The sequence below is a fragment of the Pseudomonas campi genome (genome assembly GCF_013200955.2).
Taxonomy (GTDB): Bacteria; Pseudomonadota; Gammaproteobacteria; order Pseudomonadales; family Pseudomonadaceae; genus Aquipseudomonas; species Aquipseudomonas campi.
Window position 1 is genome coordinate 2,893,953 of sequence record NZ_CP053697.2, and the last position, 20,970, is coordinate 2,914,922.

General features: G+C 65.7%; 18 protein-coding genes. 10 read left to right on the forward strand and 8 right to left on the reverse strand.

The features are described 5' to 3' along the window. The 4 genes from HNE05_RS13465 (at nucleotide 1) to HNE05_RS13480 (ending at nucleotide 3,928) form a co-directional block, all read left to right on the forward strand. Nucleotides 1-963 carry an HlyD family secretion protein gene (locus tag HNE05_RS13465; RefSeq protein ID WP_173208172.1) on the forward strand — a complete coding sequence of 321 codons (963 nt, stop codon included), beginning with the start codon at nucleotides 1-3 and terminating at the stop codon, nucleotides 961-963. Then, nucleotides 950-1,888, forward strand: a complete 939-nt coding sequence (locus tag HNE05_RS13470; RefSeq protein ID WP_173208174.1) for an ABC transporter ATP-binding protein — start codon at nucleotides 950-952, stop codon at nucleotides 1,886-1,888. Before HNE05_RS13465 ends, HNE05_RS13470 begins: the two co-directional genes overlap by 14 nt. Beyond that, entirely contained in the window at nucleotides 1,885-2,964 is a 1,080-nt protein-coding gene (locus HNE05_RS13475) for an ABC transporter permease (protein WP_173208197.1), read from the forward strand. Before HNE05_RS13470 ends, HNE05_RS13475 begins: the two co-directional genes overlap by 4 nt. 76 nt (nucleotides 2,965-3,040) lie before the next feature. Then, complete coding sequence (locus tag HNE05_RS13480) at nucleotides 3,041-3,928, forward strand: DUF6279 family lipoprotein (protein WP_240008758.1); 888 nt, start codon at nucleotides 3,041-3,043, stop codon at nucleotides 3,926-3,928. Here the strand turns inward: HNE05_RS13480 and ung are convergent. Beyond that, entirely contained in the window at nucleotides 3,894-4,586 is a 693-nt protein-coding gene (ung, locus tag HNE05_RS13485; RefSeq protein WP_173208201.1) for a uracil-DNA glycosylase, read from the reverse strand. The two genes, HNE05_RS13480 and ung, sit on opposite strands and share 35 nt — an antisense overlap. A gap of 225 nt (nucleotides 4,587-4,811) precedes the next feature. Here ung and HNE05_RS13490 point away from each other — a divergent pair, with 225 nt between their 5' ends. Continuing rightward, a complete protein-coding gene (locus HNE05_RS13490) occupies nucleotides 4,812-5,225 on the forward strand; it encodes a PaaI family thioesterase (RefSeq protein ID WP_173208204.1) in 414 nt (137 codons plus the stop codon). Nucleotides 5,226-5,489: 264 nt separating this feature from the next. Here HNE05_RS13490 and HNE05_RS13495 read toward each other — a convergent pair whose 3' ends face one another. The 5 genes from HNE05_RS13495 to HNE05_RS13515 form a co-directional block, all read right to left on the reverse strand. Beyond that, the gene (locus HNE05_RS13495) at nucleotides 5,490-5,882 is read right to left on the reverse strand and encodes a hypothetical protein (RefSeq protein ID WP_219637194.1); all 393 of its coding nucleotides are present in this window, start codon (nucleotides 5,880-5,882) and stop codon (nucleotides 5,490-5,492) included. Beyond that, complete coding sequence (locus HNE05_RS13500; RefSeq protein WP_173208207.1) at nucleotides 5,879-6,241, reverse strand: P-II family nitrogen regulator; 363 nt, start codon at nucleotides 6,239-6,241, stop codon at nucleotides 5,879-5,881. Before HNE05_RS13500 ends, HNE05_RS13495 begins: the two co-directional genes overlap by 4 nt. After that, the gene (locus HNE05_RS13505; RefSeq protein WP_173208210.1) at nucleotides 6,238-8,022 is read right to left on the reverse strand and encodes a DUF1538 domain-containing protein; all 1,785 of its coding nucleotides are present in this window, start codon (nucleotides 8,020-8,022) and stop codon (nucleotides 6,238-6,240) included. Before HNE05_RS13505 ends, HNE05_RS13500 begins: the two co-directional genes overlap by 4 nt. Nucleotides 8,023-8,486: 464 nt before the next feature. Beyond that, complete coding sequence (ampC, locus tag HNE05_RS13510) at nucleotides 8,487-9,635, reverse strand: class C beta-lactamase (RefSeq protein WP_173208213.1); 1,149 nt, start codon at nucleotides 9,633-9,635, stop codon at nucleotides 8,487-8,489. Nucleotides 9,636-9,727: 92 nt separating this feature from the next. After that, complete coding sequence (locus HNE05_RS13515; protein ID WP_173208216.1) at nucleotides 9,728-10,609, reverse strand: AraC family transcriptional regulator; 882 nt, start codon at nucleotides 10,607-10,609, stop codon at nucleotides 9,728-9,730. A gap of 226 nt (nucleotides 10,610-10,835) precedes the next feature. Between HNE05_RS13515 and HNE05_RS13520 the strand changes: the two genes are divergently transcribed. The 5 genes from HNE05_RS13520 to mmsB all read left to right on the forward strand — a co-directional run bounded on the left by HNE05_RS13520 (nucleotide 10,836) and on the right by mmsB (nucleotide 16,818). Continuing rightward, a complete protein-coding gene (locus tag HNE05_RS13520; protein ID WP_173208219.1) occupies nucleotides 10,836-12,329 on the forward strand; it encodes a CoA-acylating methylmalonate-semialdehyde dehydrogenase in 1,494 nt (497 codons plus the stop codon). Between the two features lie 74 nt (nucleotides 12,330-12,403). Continuing rightward, on the forward strand, nucleotides 12,404-13,567 hold the full coding sequence (locus HNE05_RS13525) for an acyl-CoA dehydrogenase family protein (protein WP_173208222.1): 1,164 nt from the start codon (nucleotides 12,404-12,406) through the stop codon (nucleotides 13,565-13,567). Between the two features lie 168 nt (nucleotides 13,568-13,735). After that, nucleotides 13,736-14,554 (forward strand): enoyl-CoA hydratase, encoded by an 819-nt coding sequence (locus HNE05_RS13530; protein WP_173208225.1) that lies wholly within the window; start codon nucleotides 13,736-13,738, stop codon nucleotides 14,552-14,554. Nucleotides 14,555-14,642: 88 nt separating this feature from the next. Beyond that, nucleotides 14,643-15,746, forward strand: a complete 1,104-nt coding sequence (locus HNE05_RS13535) for an enoyl-CoA hydratase/isomerase family protein (protein WP_173208228.1) — start codon at nucleotides 14,643-14,645, stop codon at nucleotides 15,744-15,746. A gap of 187 nt (nucleotides 15,747-15,933) precedes the next feature. Beyond that, complete coding sequence (gene mmsB, locus HNE05_RS13540) at nucleotides 15,934-16,818, forward strand: 3-hydroxyisobutyrate dehydrogenase (RefSeq protein ID WP_173208231.1); 885 nt, start codon at nucleotides 15,934-15,936, stop codon at nucleotides 16,816-16,818. 349 nt (nucleotides 16,819-17,167) lie between these two features. Here mmsB and HNE05_RS13545 read toward each other — a convergent pair whose 3' ends face one another. Then, complete coding sequence (locus tag HNE05_RS13545) at nucleotides 17,168-18,529, reverse strand: HlyD family type I secretion periplasmic adaptor subunit (protein WP_173208234.1); 1,362 nt, start codon at nucleotides 18,527-18,529, stop codon at nucleotides 17,168-17,170. Beyond that, a complete protein-coding gene (locus HNE05_RS13550; RefSeq protein WP_173208237.1) occupies nucleotides 18,519-20,672 on the reverse strand; it encodes a type I secretion system permease/ATPase in 2,154 nt (717 codons plus the stop codon). Before HNE05_RS13550 ends, HNE05_RS13545 begins: the two co-directional genes overlap by 11 nt. Nucleotides 20,673-20,970: the final 298 nt, after the last annotated feature.

Below are 20,970 nucleotides of genomic sequence, written 5' to 3' on the forward strand. Positions count from 1 at the left end.
ATGAGCAGACTGCTGCTCTGCCTGCTGCCCCTGGCCCTGCTCGCCGGCTGCGACCCGACCGCCGACGAGGTGCTGCTCGGCACCCTGGAATGGGACCGCATCGGCCTGCCCGCCGAAGCCTCGGAACGCATCCTGCACTGGAATGTCGCCGAAGGTGACCCCGTCGTCGCCGGGCAGCTGCTGCTGGAGCTCGATGCGCGCCGCCAGGACGCTCGCATCGCCCAGGCCCAGGGCGAAGTGGCCCAGGCCGAGGCCCGCTTGAGCGAACTGCGCAACGGCGCGCGTGTGGAAAGCATCGAGGCGGCGCAGGCCAGCCTGGCCCGCAGCCGCGCCGAACAGCTCGATAGCGAGCGCAACTTCCAGCGCATCGCCGCCCTCTACCAGCGCAAGCAGGTGGCCATCGCCGAGCTGGACCGCGCCCGCGCCGCCCGCGACCAGGCCAGTGCCGCCACGCGCAATGCCGATGCCCAGCTGCGCGAGCTGACCAATGGCACCCGCCCCGAGCAGCTCGACCAAGCCAGCGCCGCCCTGGACGCCGCCCGCGGCAACCTGGCCCAGCTGCAGGTCGGTCGTGAACACCTGAGCGTGCGCGCGCCGCGGGCCGGACGCGTCGACGCCCTGCCCTTCAAGCCCGGCGACCAACCGCCCGCAGGTGCCGAGGTGGTCAGCCTGCTGGTCGGTGAGCAGCCCTACGCGCGGGTCTTCGTGCCGGCCAAACAGCGTGCAGGTTTCAAGGTCGGCGACGGCATGCGCGTGTTCGTCGAGGGCATCGAGCAGCCTTTCGCCGCCACCATCAGCGTGATCCGCAGCGAAGCCAGCTTCACCCCCTACTACGCCCTCACTGGCGACGACGCCAGCCGCCTGGTGTACCGCGCCGAGCTGCGCCTGCAGGACGCTAGCGCGCAGCAGCTGCCAGCCGGCCTGCCGCTGCGCGCCGAGCGAGCGGACCATGAACAACAGTGATCTGGTGATCCAGGCGCGCGGCCTGAGCAAGCGCTTCGGCGAGCTCACCGCGGTCGACCAGCTCGACCTCAGCGTGCGCCGCGCCGAAGTGTTCGGCTTCCTCGGCCCCAACGGCAGCGGCAAGTCCACCACCATCCGCATGCTCTGCGGCCTGCTGCTGCCCAGCGCCGGCGAGATCGAGGTGCTTGGCTGCCAGATCCCCCGCGACGCCGAAGAACTGAAGCGGCGCATCGGCTACATGACCCAGCGTTTCTCCCTCTACGAAGACCTTACGGTGGGCGAGAACCTCGAGTTCCTCGCCGCCGTGCACGGCCTGCCACGTCGCAGCAGCCGCCAGCGCATCGACGAAGTGCTGGAGCGCTACTGGCTGGCCGACCGCCGCAAGCAGCTGGCCGGCACCCTCAGCGGCGGGCAGAAGCAGCGTCTGGCCCTGGCCGGCGCGGTCTTGCACAAACCCGACCTGCTGTTGCTCGACGAACCGACCAGCGCGGTCGACCCACAGTCGCGCCGCGAGTTCTGGGACTCGCTGTTCGAACTGGCCGACGCCGGCACCACCCTGCTGGTGTCCACCCACTACATGGACGAGGCCGAGCGCTGCACGCGCCTGGGCATCCTCGACGCCGGTCGCCTGGTGGCCGACGGCAGCCCGCGCGAGCTGATGGACGCCCTGCCCGGCCACCCGCTGCTGATCGAGCACCCCCAGCCGCGCCAGGTCCAGCGCACCCTGCAGGGTAGCCCGGACGTGCTGGCCATGGCGCAGATCGGCAACGTCCTGCGCGTGCTGGTGGCCAACACCGATGCCCGCCAGCACATCGAGCAGCGCCTGCGCAGCGCCGGTATCAGCGCGCAGATCGAGGACGGCGAAGCCAACCTGGAAGACGTCTTCGTCAGCGTCACCCGCAAGCCCGTGCAGGCCCAGCCATGAACCTGCGCCGCCTGAGTGCCATCGTGGTCAAGGAGCTGCGCCAGCTGCGTCGCGACAAGCTGACCTTCGCCATGATCGCCGGCATTCCGCTGCTGCAACTGGTGCTGTTCGGCTACGCCATCAACATGGACGTGCGCGGCATCGAGGCCGCCGTGCTGGATCAGGCCAACACTGCCAGCTCGCGCGAAGCGGTGGCGGAAATCGCCTCCAGCCAGGTGCTCGACCTGCGCTACCGCCTGAGTTCGCCACAGCAGATCGACCAGTTGCTGCGCCAGGGCAAGATCAGCGCCGCACTGGTGGTGCCGGCGGACTTCGACGCCCGCCTGCAACGCCAGGACCGCCCGCCGCTGCAGCTGATAGTGGATGGCTCGGACCAGAGCGTGCAGGCCTCGGCGCGCCAGCTGGCGGCCTACCCGCTGCCCGGCTGGGAAAGCCGCCAGGGCGTCGAAGTGGTCAACTTCTACAACCCCGAGCGCCTGGCGCCGCTGAACACGGTGCCAGGGCTGCTCGGGGTGATCCTGACCATGACCATGGTGCTGTTCACCGCCGTGGCCCTGGTCCGCGAGCGCGAGCACGGCAACCTGGAAATGCTCATCGCCACGCCGGTATCGCCCTGGGAACTGACCATCGGCAAGCTGCTGCCCTTCGTCGGCATCGGCCTGGTGCAGATCACGGTGATCCTGGTGGTCGGCTACTGGCTGTTCGGCGTACCGGTGCGCGGCTCGCTGCTGGAGCTGTACGCCGCCTCGCTGCTGTTCATCGTCGCCAGCCTGGCCCTCGGCGTGTACCTCTCGACCCTGTCGCAAACCCAGTTCCAGGCCATGCAGATGGCCTTCTTCACCTTCCTGCCGCAGATCCTGCTGTCCGGCTTCATGTTCCCCTTCGCCGGCATGCCCAAGGCCGCCCAGTGGATCGCCGAACTGATGCCCCTGACCCACTACCTGCGCCTGGCCCGCGGCATCATGCTGCGCGAAGCGACCTTATTAGAGCTGTGGCCGCCGGTGCTGGTACTGCTGCTGTTCTCGGCGCTGCTGCTGGCGCTGGCGGTAACCCGGATAAGCAAGCGCCTGGATTAGCAGGGCGCAACTCAGGGAACCGCAACGGCCCCCGACTGCTCTATTCTTGGGTCAGAATCCTAGGACGGGTCTCGCCATGCACCTGCGCCGCCGTGCCATTGCCCTACTCTGCGTCACCCTGCTGCTGGGCGCCTGCAGCCGGATCGACCTGGCCTATCGCAACCTCGACTGGCTGATCAGCTGGTCGCTGGACGACTACCTGCAACTCAACAGCACCCAGAAGGACTGGCTCAAGCCGCGCCTGCGCGAGCATCTGGACTGGCACTGCAGCACCCAGCTGCCGGCCTACTCGGCCTGGCTGCAACGCAGCGCAGCCCTGGTCGAGCAGCCACAGCTGCAACCCGAGCAACTGCAGGCGCAGTTCAGCGAGTTCCGCCAGGCGCTGGACGCCATTGCCGTGGAGATCACCCCGACCGGTACCGAACTGCTGCGCGGGCTCAACCCGTTGCAGGTACAGGAACTGGAAGCGGCCATGGCCCAAGAGGATGCCGAGCTGCGCGCCGAGTACCTGGAACCCGCGATGGAGGAGCAGATCACCCGTCGCCGCGAACGTATGGAGGAGCGCCTGCAGCCCTGGTTTGGCCAACTGAACGATGCACAGCGCGGGCACGTGGCGATCTGGGCCAGCCAGCTCGGCGAACAGAACCGGCTATGGCTGGACAACCGCGCGCACTGGCAGGCCAAACTACGCGCCGCGCTGGAAAGCCGCCGCGGCGCCGATTTCGACGTGCGCCTGCAAAGCCTGTTGCAGCAACGGGCGCAGCACTGGACGCCAGCCTATCGCGAGCAATTCGAACGTTCGCAACAGCTACTCGCCGAGCTGTTCAGCAACCTGCTGAATGCCGCCGACAACCCCCAGCGCCAGCACCTGCAACAACGCCTGGCGGCCCTGCGTCAGGATCTCGACAGCCTGGCTTGCCAGGCGCCGACTACAGCGCCGGCAGTCGCCAATCGATCGGAGTGAGGCCGCACTGCTCCAGGTACTTGTTGGTGCGGCTGAAGTGGCCATTGCCGAGGAAGCCGCGGTAAGCCGACAGCGGTGACGGATGGGCCGACTTCAGCACCAGGTGGCGGGTGGCATCGATCAGCTTCTGCTTGCCCTGGGCATGCGCGCCCCAGAGCAGGAACACCAGGTTGCCCGGCCGCGCATTGACCACCTCGATCACCTTGTCGGTGAACGGCTGCCAACCCTTGTCGGCATGCGAGCCGGCATTGGCCTGCTCCACCGTCAGCGAAGTGTTGAGCAGCAGCACGCCCTGCTCGGCCCAGCTCTGCAGGCAGCCATGCTTGGGGATGTCGATATTCAGGTCGCGCTGCAATTCCTTGAAGATATTCACCAGCGACGGCGGCGCCGGCACCCCAGGCTGCACCGAGAAGCACAGACCGTGGGCCTGGCCGGGACCGTGGTACGGGTCCTGGCCGAGGATCACTACCTTGACCTGATCCAGCGGCGTGGAATTCAGCGCATTGAAGATCAGCGGCCCCGGCGGAAACACCACCTTGCCCGCCGCCTTCTCCGCCCGCAGAAACTCGCTGAGCTGCGCCATGTAGGGCTTGTCGAACTCCTCACGAAGGGCCTCTTTCCAGCCCGGTTCGAGTTTGATGCGATCGTCGACGCTCATGGGTAGTCCTGCACGGCAAAAAACGGAAACGGCACGCTAAGGAAGGCGCCGAAGCAAGTCAAGGCGGCCAGACCGTAGGGCGGGTGAAACCCGCGCGCGGGGACAACGCGGGTTGCACCCGCCCTACCCGACAACCTGATGCGCCGCCATCACGCCCCTGTATGCAGATTGCCGGTGCCTGCAGACGGGTCAAGACTGCAGGCATCACCCCACGGAGCCACCCGCATGAGCACAGCCACCGGTATCAGCCGCGAACGCCTGGAGCAGGCCCTGCAACACTCCACCTTCGCCCAGTTGCTCGGCGCCGAACTGCTCGACTTCGAGCCCGGCAAAGTCAGCCTGCAAGTCCGCAGCCGCCCCGACCTGTGCCAGCACCATGGCTACATACACGGCGCAGTGGTCGGCTTCATGGTCGACAGCGGCTGCGCCTGGGCCGCCGCCTCGATGGTTGGCGACGTGGTCACCAGCGAATACAAACTCAACCTGCTCGCCCCGGCCCTGGGCGAACGCCTGATCTGCCGCAGCGAAGTGCTCAAGGCCGGCCAGCGCCAGGCGGTGTGCCGCGCCGATGTGTTCGCAGTCAAGGAGGGTCAGGAAAAGCTGGTGGCGACGGGGCTGGCGACTATTGCGCGTGTGTGAATTCGCGCGTCTGCCCAGGTGCGAATGTTGCTGACTGGCTACTCGCAACTTAGCGGGCTGACGAAAAGCCGGTGGACAAGTAAAACGTTGTCCACCCTACAAAAGCCGGCGTGGGCGTAGGGTGGATGGCCACCCCGTGGAAAACCGCGAAGCGTTTTCCACCGTGCAGGTATCCAGGCTACTCACGACCCGGCCGGATTACCCGAGGCCGTTCCCCACGCCACGGCACTCTGGGAACTCCGAGCCGATCCTCAGCGCCGCCGGCTAAAGACTCGCCGCCTTCACGCCGGACTCTTCCGGCACGCCCGCCGGCATCACCAGCGGCGTCGCAAAACTCAACGCGGTCATATACACCGAGCCACTCCCCGGCTTGGTTAACCCCACCTGCACACAGATGAAGTCGAAAACCGCGTCGGCCTGCTGCTCGTCCACCACCACGCTGACCACCCGCGCAAGCGTCGCCTCGGGCACCTTGTCGCGCTGCGCCTTGGCGGCCCGTAGCACCGCCACGCCGCGGCAGTAAACGCTGTCCGCGCGGGTGATTTGCCACTCCTCGCGCAGCATGTGCAGCAGCCGGCGATCCGTACCGTCGTCGGGCAACACACAGGTGATGAGTTTGGCCGCCCCTCCCGGGATACCGGTAGACGCCATGTTCACGAAGCCTCTCCTTTTTCCAGGAGTGCGCGGGGAATGTAGGTGGCCACTTTTTCCACCGGTGTCGCATAGATCATGCCGGCACCCGGCACGTCCAGGCCGGCCGCGCGGTAGATGGCTTCCAGTACTGCGTCCTGGTAGTCGGCGGCCACCAGCAGGCTGACCACCTCTTTCTCCGCATCAATGGCGATGCTAAGCAGGCCGAGGCGTTCACGAGGCCCCAGGCCATTGGCGTGGTAGACGATGGCGCCTGGCGCGCCCATGCCCTGAGCCGCCTGGATTACCTGATCGGCACGCCCGGCGGCGACAATGCAGGTGATCAGTGCTACGTCGGTAAGGTAGGTAATGCCTTCAGCTTTCATGCCGACTCTCCGCTTCCCAGTAATTGACTTGCAGGCTGCTCCGCAGCTGCCCTTGTCTGCCTCCACACCTGAATACGCGCCCACTGCCCCAGCAGCATGACGCTGATAATCGGGCCGACGGACGCCATGCATAGAATTCCGAAGCCCTCGACGGCGTGAGTGGCGTTGCCCAGCCCCAGACCCATGGCCAGAACCAGCGGTACGGTTATCGGCCCGGTGGTGACCCCCGCACTGTCCCAGGCCACATTGACAAACTCTTCGGTCGAAAAGACCGTCAGCACTGCGGCCAGCAGGTAGGGCGGTACGACCAGCCAGACCAGTGGCAGGTCGAACACCAGCTTGGCCACGCCCACTGCGATGCCGCAGGCGACACCGATCGAAACCGCACGGATCAGGCTGCGCTTGCGGATAAAACCGTTGGTGAGGGTCTGCGCAGTAACACCGAGCGCATTCAGCGCAGGTTCCGCGACGGTGGCCCCATAGCCGAGCAGCCAGGCGAAGGCCAGGGCCAGCACGATCCCCACCTGGTAGAGGTAGAGCGGTGACTTGTCTGCGCCGGGAATCTGCATGAAAGCCGCCGGAATCAGCGAGCCGGCACTGCCACCCAGCTTCGATAGGCCGTAGGTCAACCCGAGGTTGAACACGCACATCCCCACCACGGTCAGGGCAATGCCGAGGAGTATCTCGCCGCGCCGCGGCAGGCTCTGGCGCAGCAGCAGTTTCAGCACGATCAGCAGGAAGATCACCAACGGCACGATGGCCCTTACCCCGGAGACGATCTCCAGTCCGGGGCTGACGCTGTACCAGGCCGCCGCCTCTTGCCCGGCGTTGGCAGCCACCTGCGCCGCGACGATGATTTCCGCCGGCGAAGAAGTGGCGGCCACGTACAGGGCCAGCAGCATGACCCCGACGACAGGAAACAGCGACGCCAGGGTGACAATGCCGAAGCCGGACAGCCCGGAGTTACCTTTTCCGGCGGCAGCCGCAATACCGATGCCCAGCGCCAGCACCAGCGGCACCGTGACCGGCCCGGTGGTGACTGCACCCGCATCCCAGGCCAGCCCGATAACCTTGGCCAGCTCCGGGTCACTGGCCATGTACACCGTCAGCAGCAGAACGGGCACCAGCGACAAGTAGATCAGCGGCTTCAGGCTCCAGCCATAGAGAAAGCGCAGCGTGCCCGTGACCGCAGCCAAACCGACGCTGGCACCGACCACCAGGACCAATTCGCTGGCCCACTGGTTGAGGATCGCCCAGAGGTAAGGCGCACGCTCCACGGAAACGTTCTGCCCGGCGGTGCGCAACGCACCGATCGCGGGCTCCGCAAAGGTCACGCCGATCCCGAGCAACAGGGTGACCAACAGCACGACAGGCAAGGACGACTTGCGTGGCAAGTTGCTCCCGATAATTTCGCCAAAGGGCATCAGGCCGAGTTTCAGCCCTTCCATAAACAACATCAGCCCGACAATCACCGCGAACAGGCCGCCCGCGACAAGCAGCGAGTCTTCCACCAGTTGGCGCAGGATGATGATCTGGAACAGCACCAAGTACAGCGCCAGCGGCACCACGGCACGCAACTGCTCCATCAGACGGATATTGATATAGGGTTTGAGAAGAGCGGCGATCTCATCCCCGTATAATTTTGTGGCGCGCTGGGGAGCGGCGTGCCAGCGGCCATCGGCATCGCGGACCGGCGCCGGCACCAATTCACGCAGGGGTATCTCGCGGCGACCCGCGCCACGTATGCGCAGGTAGTCGGCATACCGCATAGAGTCCTTCATACGCTCATCTGCTCCTGCTCAGGTTGATCGACCTAGGAATGCCGACAGACAGTCTCATAGGCTCGCCGTTCCGGCTAGAGAGTAGGGAGGCTTTCCAGTCGCGTCCAACCCAGCGCAGGCTCATGCAAAAGAGGCGCTGAGTTCAACCACAGGATTGGCTGAGCGTTTGAAGCGCTAGGCCCGTGAATAACTGAGCGCCGCGCCCACCACCTTTCTGAACAGCCGCGAGAAGTAAGAGGGGGCGGCGAAAATCAATGGATGCAGTGCCATTGACTCTCAGGGGGAAGGCTAACCGTCTAGCGCACAGAAAATTTCGCGCCCCCCATTGATCCGTAACGGAAAACCACGGTCTAGCCGTGGTTTTCTGCTGTCGGGGCGCCGCCGGCCAGTCGAGCAGCACGGCGTGGCAGGTCAGCGGATCGATGTCGTTGACGATCAGCAACACGGCAGCAGCGCAAGCCCTCTCACTCCAGCGCGCTAAGTATCCGATAGGCCAGGCGCACCCGGGCCTCGTTGGGGTAGTTGCGGTTGGCCAGCAACACGATGCCGAGTTGCTTGGCCGGGACGAACGCCACATAGGCGCCGAAGCCATTGGTCGAGCCCGTCTTGTTGACCCACACCTCGTCCTGCGCCGGCAACGGCGGCTGCAACTGGCTGACCGCATGGCTCTGATAGATCATCTGGCTGGAGTTGCCCTGTAGCAATGCCTCCAGCGCTACCGGGTAACGGTACTGCTCCCAGATCAGGTCCTGGGTCATCGCCCCCACTGTGAAGTAGCCGGCCCGGGTCTCCCTGAGTGTGCGCTTGAGCGGCGGCTCCAGCTCAGTTTGTTGCAGATGGGCCTCGACGAAATGCAGCAGGTCCCTGGCACTGGTCTTCACCCCATAGGCTTCGGCCGCCAGCACCCCAGGATTCAGCCTGACCGGCGCATTCTCCTTACTGTAGCCCTGGGCATACAGCGCCTGCTTGCTCGCCGGCACCTGCAGGTAGCTGTTGGGCATGGCCAGGGCGGGAAATAGCTGCTGCTCCAGCGCCTCGACATACGGCATGTGCAGGCTTCTGGCCGCGATCACGCCGAGCATGCCGATGCTCGGGTTGGCATAGGTGCGGTGGCTGCCTGCGGGGTACTGTGGCTGCCAGGCCTTGAGGTAGTCCATCAGCTGCGGCGTGGTCTGTACCGCGTCCGGCACCTGCAGGGGGAAGCCGCCGGCGGTATGGGTCGCCAGATTGATCAGCGTTACCTCGGCGAACGGGCTGCCCTGCAGCTCTGGCAGATACTTACCGACCTTGTCGCTGAGCGACAGCTGGCCAGTAGCCTGGGCATAAGCGGCCAACGTAACGGTGAAGGTCTTGCTGATCGAGCCGATCTCGAACAGCGTATCGCTGCTGACCAGCTGCCCTGTCTGTCGGGACGCCACGCCGTAGTTGTAGTAACGCGGCTGGCCATTGACGCTGAGCGCGATGGCCAGGCCAGGGATATCGTGCTGCTGCATCGCCTCTGCCGCAGCGCTCTGCACCAGGGCATCGAGGGCCGCCGCCGACTTATCGGCCAGCGCACATTGGCTACCAGTCAGCAGGAGCAGCGCGGCACACAGCTTTGTGAGTGGGTACATGCAGTTGGTCCTGGCTGCGGTTGAATGGCGGTAGAAATTACCACCTCGACGCCACTGCGCCAAAAACCGTGCGCTACTGCATGTTGCCTGCCTCAGCCCTGATGCAACGCCCGGTAATGACTCGGCGCCATGCCCACCACCTTCCTGAACAGCCGCGAAAAGTAGTAGGGGTCGTCATACCCCAGCTGCTCGCCGACCTGGCGTACTTCCAGAGTGCCTTGGTCGAGCAGGCGGCAGGCGTGGGCCATTTTCAGGTTGATGAAGTCCTGGATCGGCGCATGGCCAGTCAGGGCGCGGTAGGTCTTGGCGAAGTGGAAGCGCGACAGCTTGAACTGCGCCGCCAGCTCCTCGAGGTTGAGGCTGCCGTGCAGATGGGCGCGCATCACCGCCTGTACCGCGTCCACGTCGAGCACCCGGCCGGACTTGAGGTTGGCCCGCGCCGGCAGCACGGCCAGTGAGCTGAGCAGCGCCTGCAGCTGATGGGCCGCATGGATGAAGTGCGGCAGATTGAGACCCTGGCGATGCAGGCCGAGCAGCGCGTCGAAGTCCGCCAGCAGGCGCGGCTGCACGCCGATGCGGCGCAAGCGCGTCGGGCCGAGCAGGCGCAGGAAGTCCTCGCAGGCGCTGCCGTCGAAGTGCACCCAATACAGGGTCCAGGGCCGTTCGGCATCGGCGCCATAGGCATGCGCCTGGCCTTTGGGCAGCAACAGCAAATCGCCACCACCAACTTCTAATCGTCCATCCTCGCTGTCCAGCCAGCCGCGCCCGGCGCGGCAGTAGATCAGCAGGTGGTCGTCCGGCTGCGGGCGCTGCATGCGGTGCCCGGCTGCTTCCGGGTAGAAGCCCAGGGCCAGCGGGTAGCAACCGCCCGACAACGCATGGCGCGCCAGGACCCGGCGCAGGCGCGGAGGGGTGATGAAGCGCAGGCCGTTGGCGGGCAGCGGCCAGTTGGAGGTTTCTACATGAACAGTCATAGCGTGCCTTGGTAGCCCGGATGCAATCCGGGGGCAGCCGTCGCGGATTGCATCCGGGCTACGGGCTGGTCGTCCTACAATCTCGGTGGAGAGGCGCTGGACGATAGGTGAATGGGTCAACACTCAATCACAAGATCGTCCATCCAATCGGCAAGATCGTCAATCCACAAGTATTCCTGCAGTAGCTATAACAAGGGCACACAAGAACAAGCTCAGGAGACACCTGATGGCCCGCGTAATCCCCCAGCTGATTGATGGCGAGTGGCAAACCAGCCATTCGCGCGAACTGATCGAAGTGACCGACCCGGCCACCCAGGAAGTCCTGGCCCTGGCGCCGAAGGCCACTGCGGATGAAATCGAAGCGGCCATCGCCAGTGCCAAACGTGCCTTCCTAGCCTGGCGCGAAGTACCGGTGCCGGAGCGCGCGCGGCTGATGCTGCGTTACCAGCACCTGCTCAAGGAACACCACGACGAGCTGGCCGAGATCCTCGCCGGCGAGACCGGCAAGACCTTCGCCGACGCCAAGGGCGATGTCTGGCGCGGTATCGAGGTGGCCGAGCATGCGGCCAACATCTGCAGCCTGATGATGGGCGAGACGGTGGAGAACGTCGCCCGTGAGATCGACACCGCCAGCTATATCCAGCCGCTCGGCGTGTGCGTCGGCATCACCCCGTTCAACTTCCCGGCGATGATCCCGCTGTGGATGTTTCCGCTGGCCATCGCCTGCGGCAACAGCTTCATCCTCAAGCCATCCGAGCAGGACCCACTGACGCCCAACCGCCTGGCCGAACTGTTTATCGAAGCCGGCGCGCCCAAGGGTGTGCTACAGGTGCTGCACGGCGGCCGCGAGGTGGTCGACGCCCTGCTGGTGCACGAGGATATCCGCGCCATTTCCTTCGTCGGCTCGGTGCCGGTCGGCCAGCATATCTACCGCACCGGTACCCAGCATCTGAAGCGCGTGCAGGCCTTTGCCGGGGCGAAGAACCATATGGTGATCATGCCCGACGCACCCAAGGACCAGGTCATCAGCAACCTGCTCGGCGCCAGCTGCGGTGCAGCCGGGCAGCGCTGCATGGCGATCAGCGTGGCAGTATTCGTCGGCGAATCGAAGGCCTGGATCGACGAGCTGGCGGCGCAGATCGCCGAACTGAAACCCGGTTACTGGAACGACCCGAGCGCCGCCTACGGCCCGCTGATCAGCCAGCAGGCCAAACAGCGCGTGCTGCGCCTGATCGCCGAGGGCAAGGCCGAGGGAGCCGAGTGCCTGGTCGATGGCTCGCAGTGCACGGTGCCGGGCTACCCGAATGGCAACTGGCTGGGCCCGACCCTGTTCCGCGGGGTGACCACCAAGATGGGCCTGTACCGCGAGGAGATCTTCGGCCCGGTGCTGGTGTGCATGGAGGTCGACACCCTGGAAGAAGCTATCGAGCTGGTCAACGCCAGCCCCTACGGCAACGGCACCTCGATCTTCACCCGCTCCGGCGGCGCCGCGCGGCACTACCAGCACGCGGTGGAAGTCGGCCAGGTGGGCATCAACGTGCCCATTCCGGTGCCGCTGCCGTTCTTCTCCTTCACCGGCTGGAAAGGCTCGTTCTATGGCGACCTGCACGCCTATGGCAAACAGGCGGTACGCTTCTATACCGAGACCAAGACGGTGACCAGCCGCTGGTTCGATGACACGCCCGTGAGCGGGCCGAATATGACCATCCAGTTGAAATGAACCCGCGCCAGGCTGGCTACCCGCCGGCCTGGCTGCTTTGCCAGGGAACACCCCTTCCCCGCTGAGGATTGGCTATGGATTTTGAACTGAGCGACGAACAACGCCTGCTGGTGCACAGCGCCAGCGCCTTTGCCGCGCGCGAACTGGCGCCGCATGCTGCCGACTGGGATCGCGACCACCACTTCCCGGTCGACGTGATCAAGCGCGCTGCCGAACAGGGCTATCTGGCCCTGTATATCAAGGAAGAGGACGGCGGCCTGGGCCTGTCGCGCCTTTCCAGCTCGCTGATCTTCGAGCAGCTGTCCGCTGGTTGCGTGGCCACCACGGCCTTCCTGACCATCCACAACATGGCTTCCTGGATGCTCGCCTCGTTCGGTGATGCGGCGCTCAAGGAGGCCTGGCTGCCGCGCCTGACCTCCGGCGAGCTGCTGGCCTCCTACTGCCTGACCGAACCGGACGCCGGCTCCGACGCCGCCCGCCTGCGCACCCGCGCCAAGCGTGACGGCGACGACTACGTGATCGACGGCAGCAAGTGCTTTATCTCCGGCGCCGGCAGCACCGATGTGCTGATCGTCATGGCGCGCACCGGCGAGGACGGCGCCAAGGGCGTGTCGTGCTTCCTGGTGCCGGGCGATGCGCCGGGGGTGAAGTACGGCCGCAACGAACTGAAGATGGGCTGGCGCGCCCAGCCGACCCGCACCATCACCTTCGAAGGCGTGCGCATCCCGGCGGGCAACCGTATCGGCCCGGAAGGCCAGGGCTTCGTCTACGCGATGAAGGGCCTGGACGGCGGCCGCATCAATATCGCCAGCTGCTCGCTGGGCGCGGCCCAGGCGGCGCTGGAGCAGAGCCTGCGCTATGTCGAGGAGCGCAAGCAGTTCGGCAAGGCGCTGAGCGAATTCCAGGCCCTGCAATTCAAGCTGGCCGACATGCTCACCGACCTGACCGCCAGCCGGCAGATGGTGCGCCTGGCCGCACACAAACTGGACCATGCCGACGGCGAGGCCAGCCTGTACTGCGCGATGGCCAAGCGTTTCGCCACCGACCACTGTTTCACCCTGTGCAACGAGGCCCTGCAGCTGCATGGCGGCTACGGTTACCTCAACGACTACCCGCTGGAGCGCTGGGTGCGCGACAGCCGCGTGCACCAGATTCTGGAAGGCACCAACGAGATCATGCGGGTGATCATCGCTCGCCGCCTGCTGGATCAGGGCGGCATGCTCGATCGCCTGTTGTAAGAACCTGCATAGGATTTGCTGCGCGTCGGCCCTGCTGCGTTAAAAACAGGCTCGGAATGCTCATGTACAAAAGTACATTCCGCTTCCTCGCCTATTTTTGCCTTGCATGGCTCTAGCTCGCAAAATCCTAAACAGGTTCTAAGCCTATTGCAGAAACGAGGACGTTTTATGAGCAACGCCATCGAAGCCTACAAGCCCGGGGTCTTCGACCTGACCCACAAGCTGACCGTGGAAAAGCACGGCCACACCGCGCTGATCACTATCAACCACCCGCCGGCCAATACCTGGGACCGCGACTCGCTGATCGGTCTCAAGCAGCTGGTCGAGCACCTCAACCATGACGACGACATCTACGCCCTGGTGGTGACCGGCCAGGGCGGCAAGTTCTTCAGCGCCGGCGCCGACCTCAACCTGTTCGCCGATGGCGACAAGGCCCGTGCCCGCGAGATGGCCCGGCGCTTCGGCGAGGCCTTCGAGGCGCTGCGCGACTTCCGTGGCGTATCGATTGCCGCGATCAACGGCTACGCCATGGGCGGCGGCCTGGAATGCGCCCTGGCCTGCGACATCCGCATCGCCGAGCGCCAGGCGCAGCTGGCCCTGCCGGAAGCCACGGTCGGCCTGCTGCCCTGCGCCGGCGGCACCCAGGCGCTGCCCTGGCTGATCGGTGAAGGCTGGGCCAAGCGAATGATCCTCTGCGGCGAACGCATCGACGCGGAGACCGCCCTGCGTATCGGTCTGGTCGAACAGGTGGTGGACAGCGGCGAAGCCCGTGGCCATGCCCTGCTGCTGGCGGCCAAGGTCGCACGGCAGAGCCCGGTGGCGGTGCGCACCATCAAGCCGCTGATCCAGGGCGCCCGTGAGCGCGGCGCGAATACCTGGCTGCCGGAAGAGCGCGAGCGCTTCGTCGACCTGTTCGATGCCGACGACACCCGCGAAGGGGTCAACGCCTTCCTCGAGAAACGCGACCCGCAGTGGCGCAACAAGTGATCGTAGGGTGGATGTCGCCTTTTACATCCACCACAAACCCCGCACGGTGGATGGATAAAACGTCATCCACCCTACGATGGACGCACCAATGAACGTGACTTTCGAAGAACGCCACGCCCAGCACGGCTACCGCATCGGCATCGCCAGCCTGGATGCGCAGAAGAGCCTCAACGCCCTGACCCTGCCGATGATTGAAGCGCTGGATGCCAAGTTGAGCGCCTGGGCGGCTGACCCGAGCATCGCCTGCGTGCTGCTGCGCGGCAACGGGCCCAAGGCTTTCTGCGCCGGCGGTGATGTGGTGCAGCTGGTGCAACAGTGCCGCGAACATCCGGGCGAGATTCCGGCCCTGGCGCGGCGCTTCTTCGCCGACGAATACCGCCTCGACCACCGCATCCACACCTACCCGAAACCGCTGATCTGCTGGGCCCACGGCCATGTGCTGGGCGGCGGCATGGGCCTGATGCAGGGCGCCGGCATACGCATCGTCACGCCAAGCAGCCGCCTGGCCATGCCGGAGATCAATATCGGCCTGTACCCGGATGTCGGCGGCAGCTGGTTCCTCGCCCGCCTGCCGGGCAAGCTGGGCCTGTTCCTCGGCCTCAGCGCCGCGCAGATCAATGCCCGCGATGCCCTGGATCTGAACCTGGCCGACCGCTTCCTGCGTGACGACCAGCAGGACGTGCTGATCGAGGGCCTGGCGCAGATGAACTGGCAGGAACAGGCCCCGGCACAGCTCACCAGCCTGCTCCGCGCCCTGGAGCAGGAAGCCCGCAGCGACCTGCCGCAGGCGCAGTGGCTGCCGCGCCGCGAGCGCCTCGATGCCCTGCTCGACGTGGCCGACCTGCCCGGCGCCTGGCATGCCCTCACTGCCCTGCAGGGCGACAGCGACCTGCTCCTGGCGCGCGCCGCCAAGACCCTCAGCGAGGGCTGCCCGCTCACCGCGCACCTGGTCTGGCAACAGATCCAGCGCGCCCGTCACCTGTCGCTGGCCGAAGTGTTCCGCATGGAATACGCCATCAGCCTGAACTGCTGCCGCCACCCGGAATTCCCCGAAGGCGTGCGTGCCCGGCTGATCGACAAAGACCAGGCGCCGCGCTGGCACTGGGCAGATGTCGCGACCATCCCGGCGGCAGTGATCGAAGCGCACTTCGAAGCGGTGTGGGAAGGCGAGCACCCGCTGGCGGATTTGTAATGACGCGCCCTGTAGCCCGGATGCAATCCGGGAGAGCTCTGCGAAAACGCCCCGGATTGCATCCGGGCTACGCACTGTAAATTTCCTGTAGGAGCCAGCTTGCTGGCGATCGCCCCGCCCCTGATCGCCAGCAAGCTGGCTCCTACGAACGCGACACCTGGCATTCGCTACGAGGAGAACAATAACAATGACTCAGATCGCCTTTATCGGCCTCGGCCACATGGGCCTACCCATGGCCCGCAACCTGCTCAAGGCCGGTTTTGCCATCAGCGTCTTCGACCTGGTCCAGGACAGCGTGGCCAGCCTCGCCGCCGAAGGCGCCAAGGCTGCCGGCAGCGCCGCCGATGCGGTACGCGATGCCACGGTGGTGGTCAGCATGCTGCCGGCCAGTCGCCATGTGGAAAGCCTGTACCTGGGCGACCAGGGGCTGCTGGCCCAGATCACCCCCGGCAGCCTGGTGCTGGAGTGCTCGACCATCGCTCCGGACTCGGCGCGCAAGGTGCACGCGGCAGCGGCGGCACGCGGTATCGGCCTGCTCGATGCGCCGGTATCCGGTGGCACCGCCGGTGCGGCAGCCGGCACCCTGACCTTTATGGTCGGCGGCAAGGCCGAAGCCCTGGAAAAGGCCCGGCCGATTCTCGCCGCCATGGGCAAGAACATCTTCCACGCCGGCCCCGACGGTGCCGGCCAGGTGGCCAAGGTGTGCAACAACCAACTGCTCGCCGTGCAGATGATCGGCACCGCCGAAGCCATGGCCCTGGGTGTGGCCAGCGGCCTGGACCCGGCCGTGCTGGCCGAGATCATGCGGCAGAGTTCGGGTGGCAACTGGACCCTGGAGAAGTACAACCCCTGGCCGGGGGTGATGGAGAACGCGCCGGCCAGCAAGGGTTACAGCGGCGGTTTTATGGCCGAGCTGATGGCCAAGGACCTGGGCCTGGCCCAGGAAGCCGCGCAGGCCACGGCCAGCAGCACGCCTATGGGCGCCCTGGCCCTGCAGCTGTACCGCCTTTTGCTCAAGCAGGGTAACGGCAAGCTGGATTTCTCGGCGGTGCAGAAGTTGTTTGTCGAGTAGCCAAGCGCCTTCATCGACCGTAGCCCGGATGGAATCCGGGAAGGGTTATGCGGTATTTCCCCGGATTGCATCCGGGCTACGGCTCTCGACACCGCCCCTCTCCCCAGCCCTCTCCCATTAATGGGAGAGGGGGCAGTCCCTGCAATGCCTGAAGCCTTCGCTGCCCGAACATGCCGGCGAGAACGGTGAAGCAATGTTGATCGGGCCCTTTGAAGTCTTGGTTGAAACGCAGGCGGGCCCTGCGACGGCCGCAGGTGAAACTTCACGGCGTGGATCAATAGTCACCCCTCTCCCACTCTTCACAAACAAAGAATGGGAGAGGCGCCGGGGGAGAGGGCAAGCGAGCCACTCAGCGCTCGCGCAGCGCCTCGGACTGGGCGCGGATGATCGGTTTTAGCAGGTAGCTGAGCACGCTCTTCTTGCCGGTGATGATGTCCACCGAGGCGACCATGCCAGGGATGATCAGCAGCGGGCGTTCCTCGGTACCCAGGTGACTTTTGTCGGTGCGCAGCTGGATCAGGTAGAAGCTGTTGCCTTCTTCATCGGTGATGGTGTCGGCGCCGATCTGCTCCAGCTTGCCCTGCAGGCCGCCGTAGATGGTGTAGTCGTAGGCGGTGAACTTGACCACGGCCTTCTGCCCGGGATGGAGGAAGGCGATGTCCTGCGGGCGGATGCGCGCCTCGACCAGCAGGCTGTCGTCCAGCGGCACGATTTCCACCAGGTCGCTGCCTGGCTGGATCACCCCGCCGATGGTGTTGACCAGCAACTGCTTGACGATGCCGCGCACCGGCGAGGTGACCAGGGTGCGGTTGACCCGGTCTTCCAGGGCCTTGCCGGTTGCCTGGATCTTGCTCAGCTCGGTACGCGCCTCGTTCAGCTCGGTTAGCGCATCGCTGCGGAACCGTCCGCGAGTCTCGTCGATCTTGCGCTGCACTTCCTTGATCGCCGACTCGGCACGCGGAATCGCCAGGCTGGTAGCATCCAGTTGACCGCGGTTCTCCGCCTCGGTGCGGCGCAGGCGCAGCAGCTCGACCTGGGACATGGCGCCCTGGGCCACCAGCGGCTCGGACATCTCGATCTCCTGGCGCAGGAAACCCAGACTGCGGCTGTACTGCTCGCGCTTGGAGGCGAACTCGCGCAGCTCCTGCTGGCGCTGGATCAGTTGCTCTTCCAGCCCCGCCACTTCGTCGCGCAGCTGCTGCTGGCGACTCTCGAACAGCGCCTGTTCGCTGGACGCCAGATGCGGCACGGCTTCGACCGCTTTGGCCGGCATGCTCAACGGCCGCCCTTCGATCTCGGCACTGAGGCGCTCGACGCGCAGCAGCAGGGCGAAACGATCGGCCTCGGTCTCGCCGACGTTGGAGGCGAAGCGCGTGTCGTCCAGGCGCAGCAGCGGCGCGCCCGCCTCCACCACCTGGCCTTCGCGGACGAACAGTTCGGCGACGATGCCGCCTTCCAGGTTCTGGATCTTCTGCAACTTGGACGAGGGAATGGCCTTGCCATCGCCGCGGGTGACTTCGTCGACCACGGCAAAGTGCGCCCACAGCAGGCCGAAGGCGAAGAAGGCGATCAGGCTCCAGATGGTCAGGCGCACCAGGCGCGGCGCGTCTTCCACCAGGGCCTTGCGGACTTCCGGCATGGGCTGCCCGTCCAGCGAGGCGCGGCCCTTGAAATAGCTGCGCAATTGCGCCTTGAAGGACTCAAGCGACATTGATCCGCCCTCCACGCAAGGCGTCCATCACCTCGGCTTTCGGCCCGTCGGCGACGATGCGCCCACGGTCGATGATGATCAGCCGCTCCACCAGGCTGAGCAGCGAGGTGCGGTGGGTGACCAGCAGCAGGGTCTTGTCGGCGATCACCGGCAGCAGGCGCTGCTTGAGGCGCTCCTCGCCGGAGTTGTCCATGGCGCTGGTTGGCTCGTCGAGCAGCAGGATCGGCGGATCGAGCAGCAAGGCACGGGCCAGGGCCACGTTCTGCCGCTGGCCGCCGGACAGCTGCTGACCGCGCTCGCCAACCGGCAGCTCATAACCCTGTGGATGGATCCGGGCGAACTCGTGCACACCGGCCAGTTCGGCGGCATGCAGGACCAGGCTGTCCTCGACGTAGCGCGCGCCGCTGACCAGGTTGTCGCGCAGGCTGCCACTGAACAGCTGGATGTCCTGCGGCACATAGCCGATGTTGTGGCGCAGGTCGCTGACGTCCAGCTGGCGGATGTCCACGCCGTCCACCAGCAGGCTGCCGGAATCGGCCTGGTAGAGGCCGACCAGCAGCTTGGCCAGCGAGCTCTTGCCCGAGCCGCTGCGGCCGATGATGCCGACCTTCTCGCCGGGGCGAATCTGCAGGTTGATGTCCTTGAGCGCCGCGCCCTGCTGCTGCGGGTAGTGGAACTCCAGGTCGCGGCACTCGATGGCGCCATGCAGATGCGGACGCGCCAGGGGCCGCTCATGCTCCTCGTGCTCCTGCGGCAGCTCCATCATCTGGTCGATGTTGAGCATGGTCACCCGCGCCTGCTGGTAGCGGGTGAGCAAGCCGGAGAGCTGGCCGAGCGGACTGAGCGCGCGACTGTTGAGCATGTAGCAGGCGATCAGGCCGCCCATGCTGAGGTCGCCGGCGATGATCAGGTAGACGCCCAAGACGATCATCACCACGCCGGCCAGCTGCTGGATCAGCCCGGTGATGTTCAGCGCCAGGCTGGACAGCATGCGCGCGCGCAGCTCCAGGCGGCTGAGGGTGCCGATGGTCTGCTCCCACTGGTACTGGCGCTCGCTCTCGGCGTTGTTGACCTTGACCGCGTCGAGCCCGGCGAGGGTCTCGATCAGGCTCGACTGGCGCTCGGCGGACAGCGCCATGGTGCGTTCCATGGTCTCGGCCAGGGGCTTCTGCAGCAGCCAGCCGATGCCCAGCGCCAGGGGGAAGGCCAGCACGGGAATCCACACCAGATGGCCGCCGAGCACGGCGATCACCAGCAACACCAGGAGGGTGAACGGCAGGTCGATCAGGCTGGTCAGGGTCAGCGAGGCGAGGAAGTCGCGCAGCACCTGAAACTCGTGGATGTTCTGCGCGAAGCTGCCGATCCGCGCCGGGCGCATCTTCATGGTCATGCCGACGATGCGTTCGAACAGCGTGGCGGAAATGATCAGGTCGGTCTTCTTGCCGGCCAGGTCCAGGCACAGGCCGCGCATGGTCTTGAGCAGCAGATCGAACAGGTAGGCGCCGGAGATGCCGATGGCCAGCACCCACAGGGTCGCCGCCGCCTGGTTGGGCACCACTCGGTCGTAGACATTCATCACGAACAACGGGGCGAACAGGCCGATCAGGTTGATCAGCACGCTGGCCGCCACCGCATCGATATACAGCCAGCGCGAGCGCTTGAGGGTGTCGCGGAACCAGGAACGGGTGCGCGGGATCAGGCTTTCCCGATCCAGGTCGTGCTTGTGCCGCGGCTGGGCGAAGAACACCTCACCGGAGTAATCGGCAAGCAGCCGGTCCAGCTTGACCCGTACCTCGCCACCATCGCTTTCGCTGAGCAGCAGACGGGCATGCTCGGCTTCGCACGCCAGCAGGACGGCGCTGCGGCCATCCTTCAACAACAGCAGGGCCGGCAAGGCCATGGCGGGAATCTGCTGCAACTCACGGCGCAACCAGCGCCCCTGCAAACCGGCACGGGCGGCCGCACGTGGCAGCAACTCGGCACTCAGGCGCTGGGCCGGCAAGGGCAACCCGGCCGTCAGCATGGCGCGGGTAGCCGGGCGCTGGTGCAGGGCACAGAGCGACAGCAGGCTGTCCAGCAAGGGATCGTCGTAACGCGCCCGTGGATCACCCACTGGCTTGGTCTGGCTGGTTTCTGCGGTCACGCGGGAACACTCTCGGTTCTTATCGCTTAAATCCGGCAAGCATTGCACAGGCAACACACTGCCGACTCAGCCCGGAGACTCCTTGTAGGGGGCCATGCACCTTCCATGATGCAGATAATCTGAAAAATCCGGCTACGCGCCCTCTGCTAACCCTCTAGAAGGCACCTATGAGAGCCGTCAGAACAGTGCCGGTAAACCAACATCAAAATCCTGACAAACACCTCAGCGCCAACTTTTCGCCTTTCGCTATTCCACCGACAACGCCACGCAGGCTTCGGCCGAACAGCCTTTGCACCCG

Coding starts and splice junctions, on each gene's coding strand:
- HNE05_RS13465 (WP_173208172.1), top strand. CDS start 1: ATGAGCAGACTGCTGCTCTGCCTGCTGCCCCTGGCCCTGCTCGCCGGC.
- HNE05_RS13470 (WP_173208174.1), top strand. CDS start 950: ATGAACAACAGTGATCTGGTGATCCAGGCGCGCGGCCTGAGCAAGCGC.
- HNE05_RS13475 (WP_173208197.1), top strand. CDS start 1,885: ATGAACCTGCGCCGCCTGAGTGCCATCGTGGTCAAGGAGCTGCGCCAG.
- HNE05_RS13480 (WP_240008758.1), top strand. CDS start 3,041: ATGCACCTGCGCCGCCGTGCCATTGCCCTACTCTGCGTCACCCTGCTG.
- ung (WP_173208201.1), bottom strand. CDS start 4,586: ATGAGCGTCGACGATCGCATCAAACTCGAACCGGGCTGGAAAGAGGCC.
- HNE05_RS13490 (WP_173208204.1), top strand. CDS start 4,812: ATGAGCACAGCCACCGGTATCAGCCGCGAACGCCTGGAGCAGGCCCTG.
- HNE05_RS13500 (WP_173208207.1), bottom strand. CDS start 6,241: ATGAAAGCTGAAGGCATTACCTACCTTACCGACGTAGCACTGATCACC.
- HNE05_RS13505 (WP_173208210.1), bottom strand. CDS start 8,022: ATGAAGGACTCTATGCGGTATGCCGACTACCTGCGCATACGTGGCGCG.
- ampC (WP_173208213.1), bottom strand. CDS start 9,635: ATGTACCCACTCACAAAGCTGTGTGCCGCGCTGCTCCTGCTGACTGGT.
- HNE05_RS13515 (WP_173208216.1), bottom strand. CDS start 10,609: ATGACTGTTCATGTAGAAACCTCCAACTGGCCGCTGCCCGCCAACGGC.
- HNE05_RS13520 (WP_173208219.1), top strand. CDS start 10,836: ATGGCCCGCGTAATCCCCCAGCTGATTGATGGCGAGTGGCAAACCAGC.
- HNE05_RS13525 (WP_173208222.1), top strand. CDS start 12,404: ATGGATTTTGAACTGAGCGACGAACAACGCCTGCTGGTGCACAGCGCC.
- HNE05_RS13530 (WP_173208225.1), top strand. CDS start 13,736: ATGAGCAACGCCATCGAAGCCTACAAGCCCGGGGTCTTCGACCTGACC.
- HNE05_RS13535 (WP_173208228.1), top strand. CDS start 14,643: ATGAACGTGACTTTCGAAGAACGCCACGCCCAGCACGGCTACCGCATC.
- mmsB (WP_173208231.1), top strand. CDS start 15,934: ATGACTCAGATCGCCTTTATCGGCCTCGGCCACATGGGCCTACCCATG.
- HNE05_RS13545 (WP_173208234.1), bottom strand. CDS start 18,529: ATGTCGCTTGAGTCCTTCAAGGCGCAATTGCGCAGCTATTTCAAGGGC.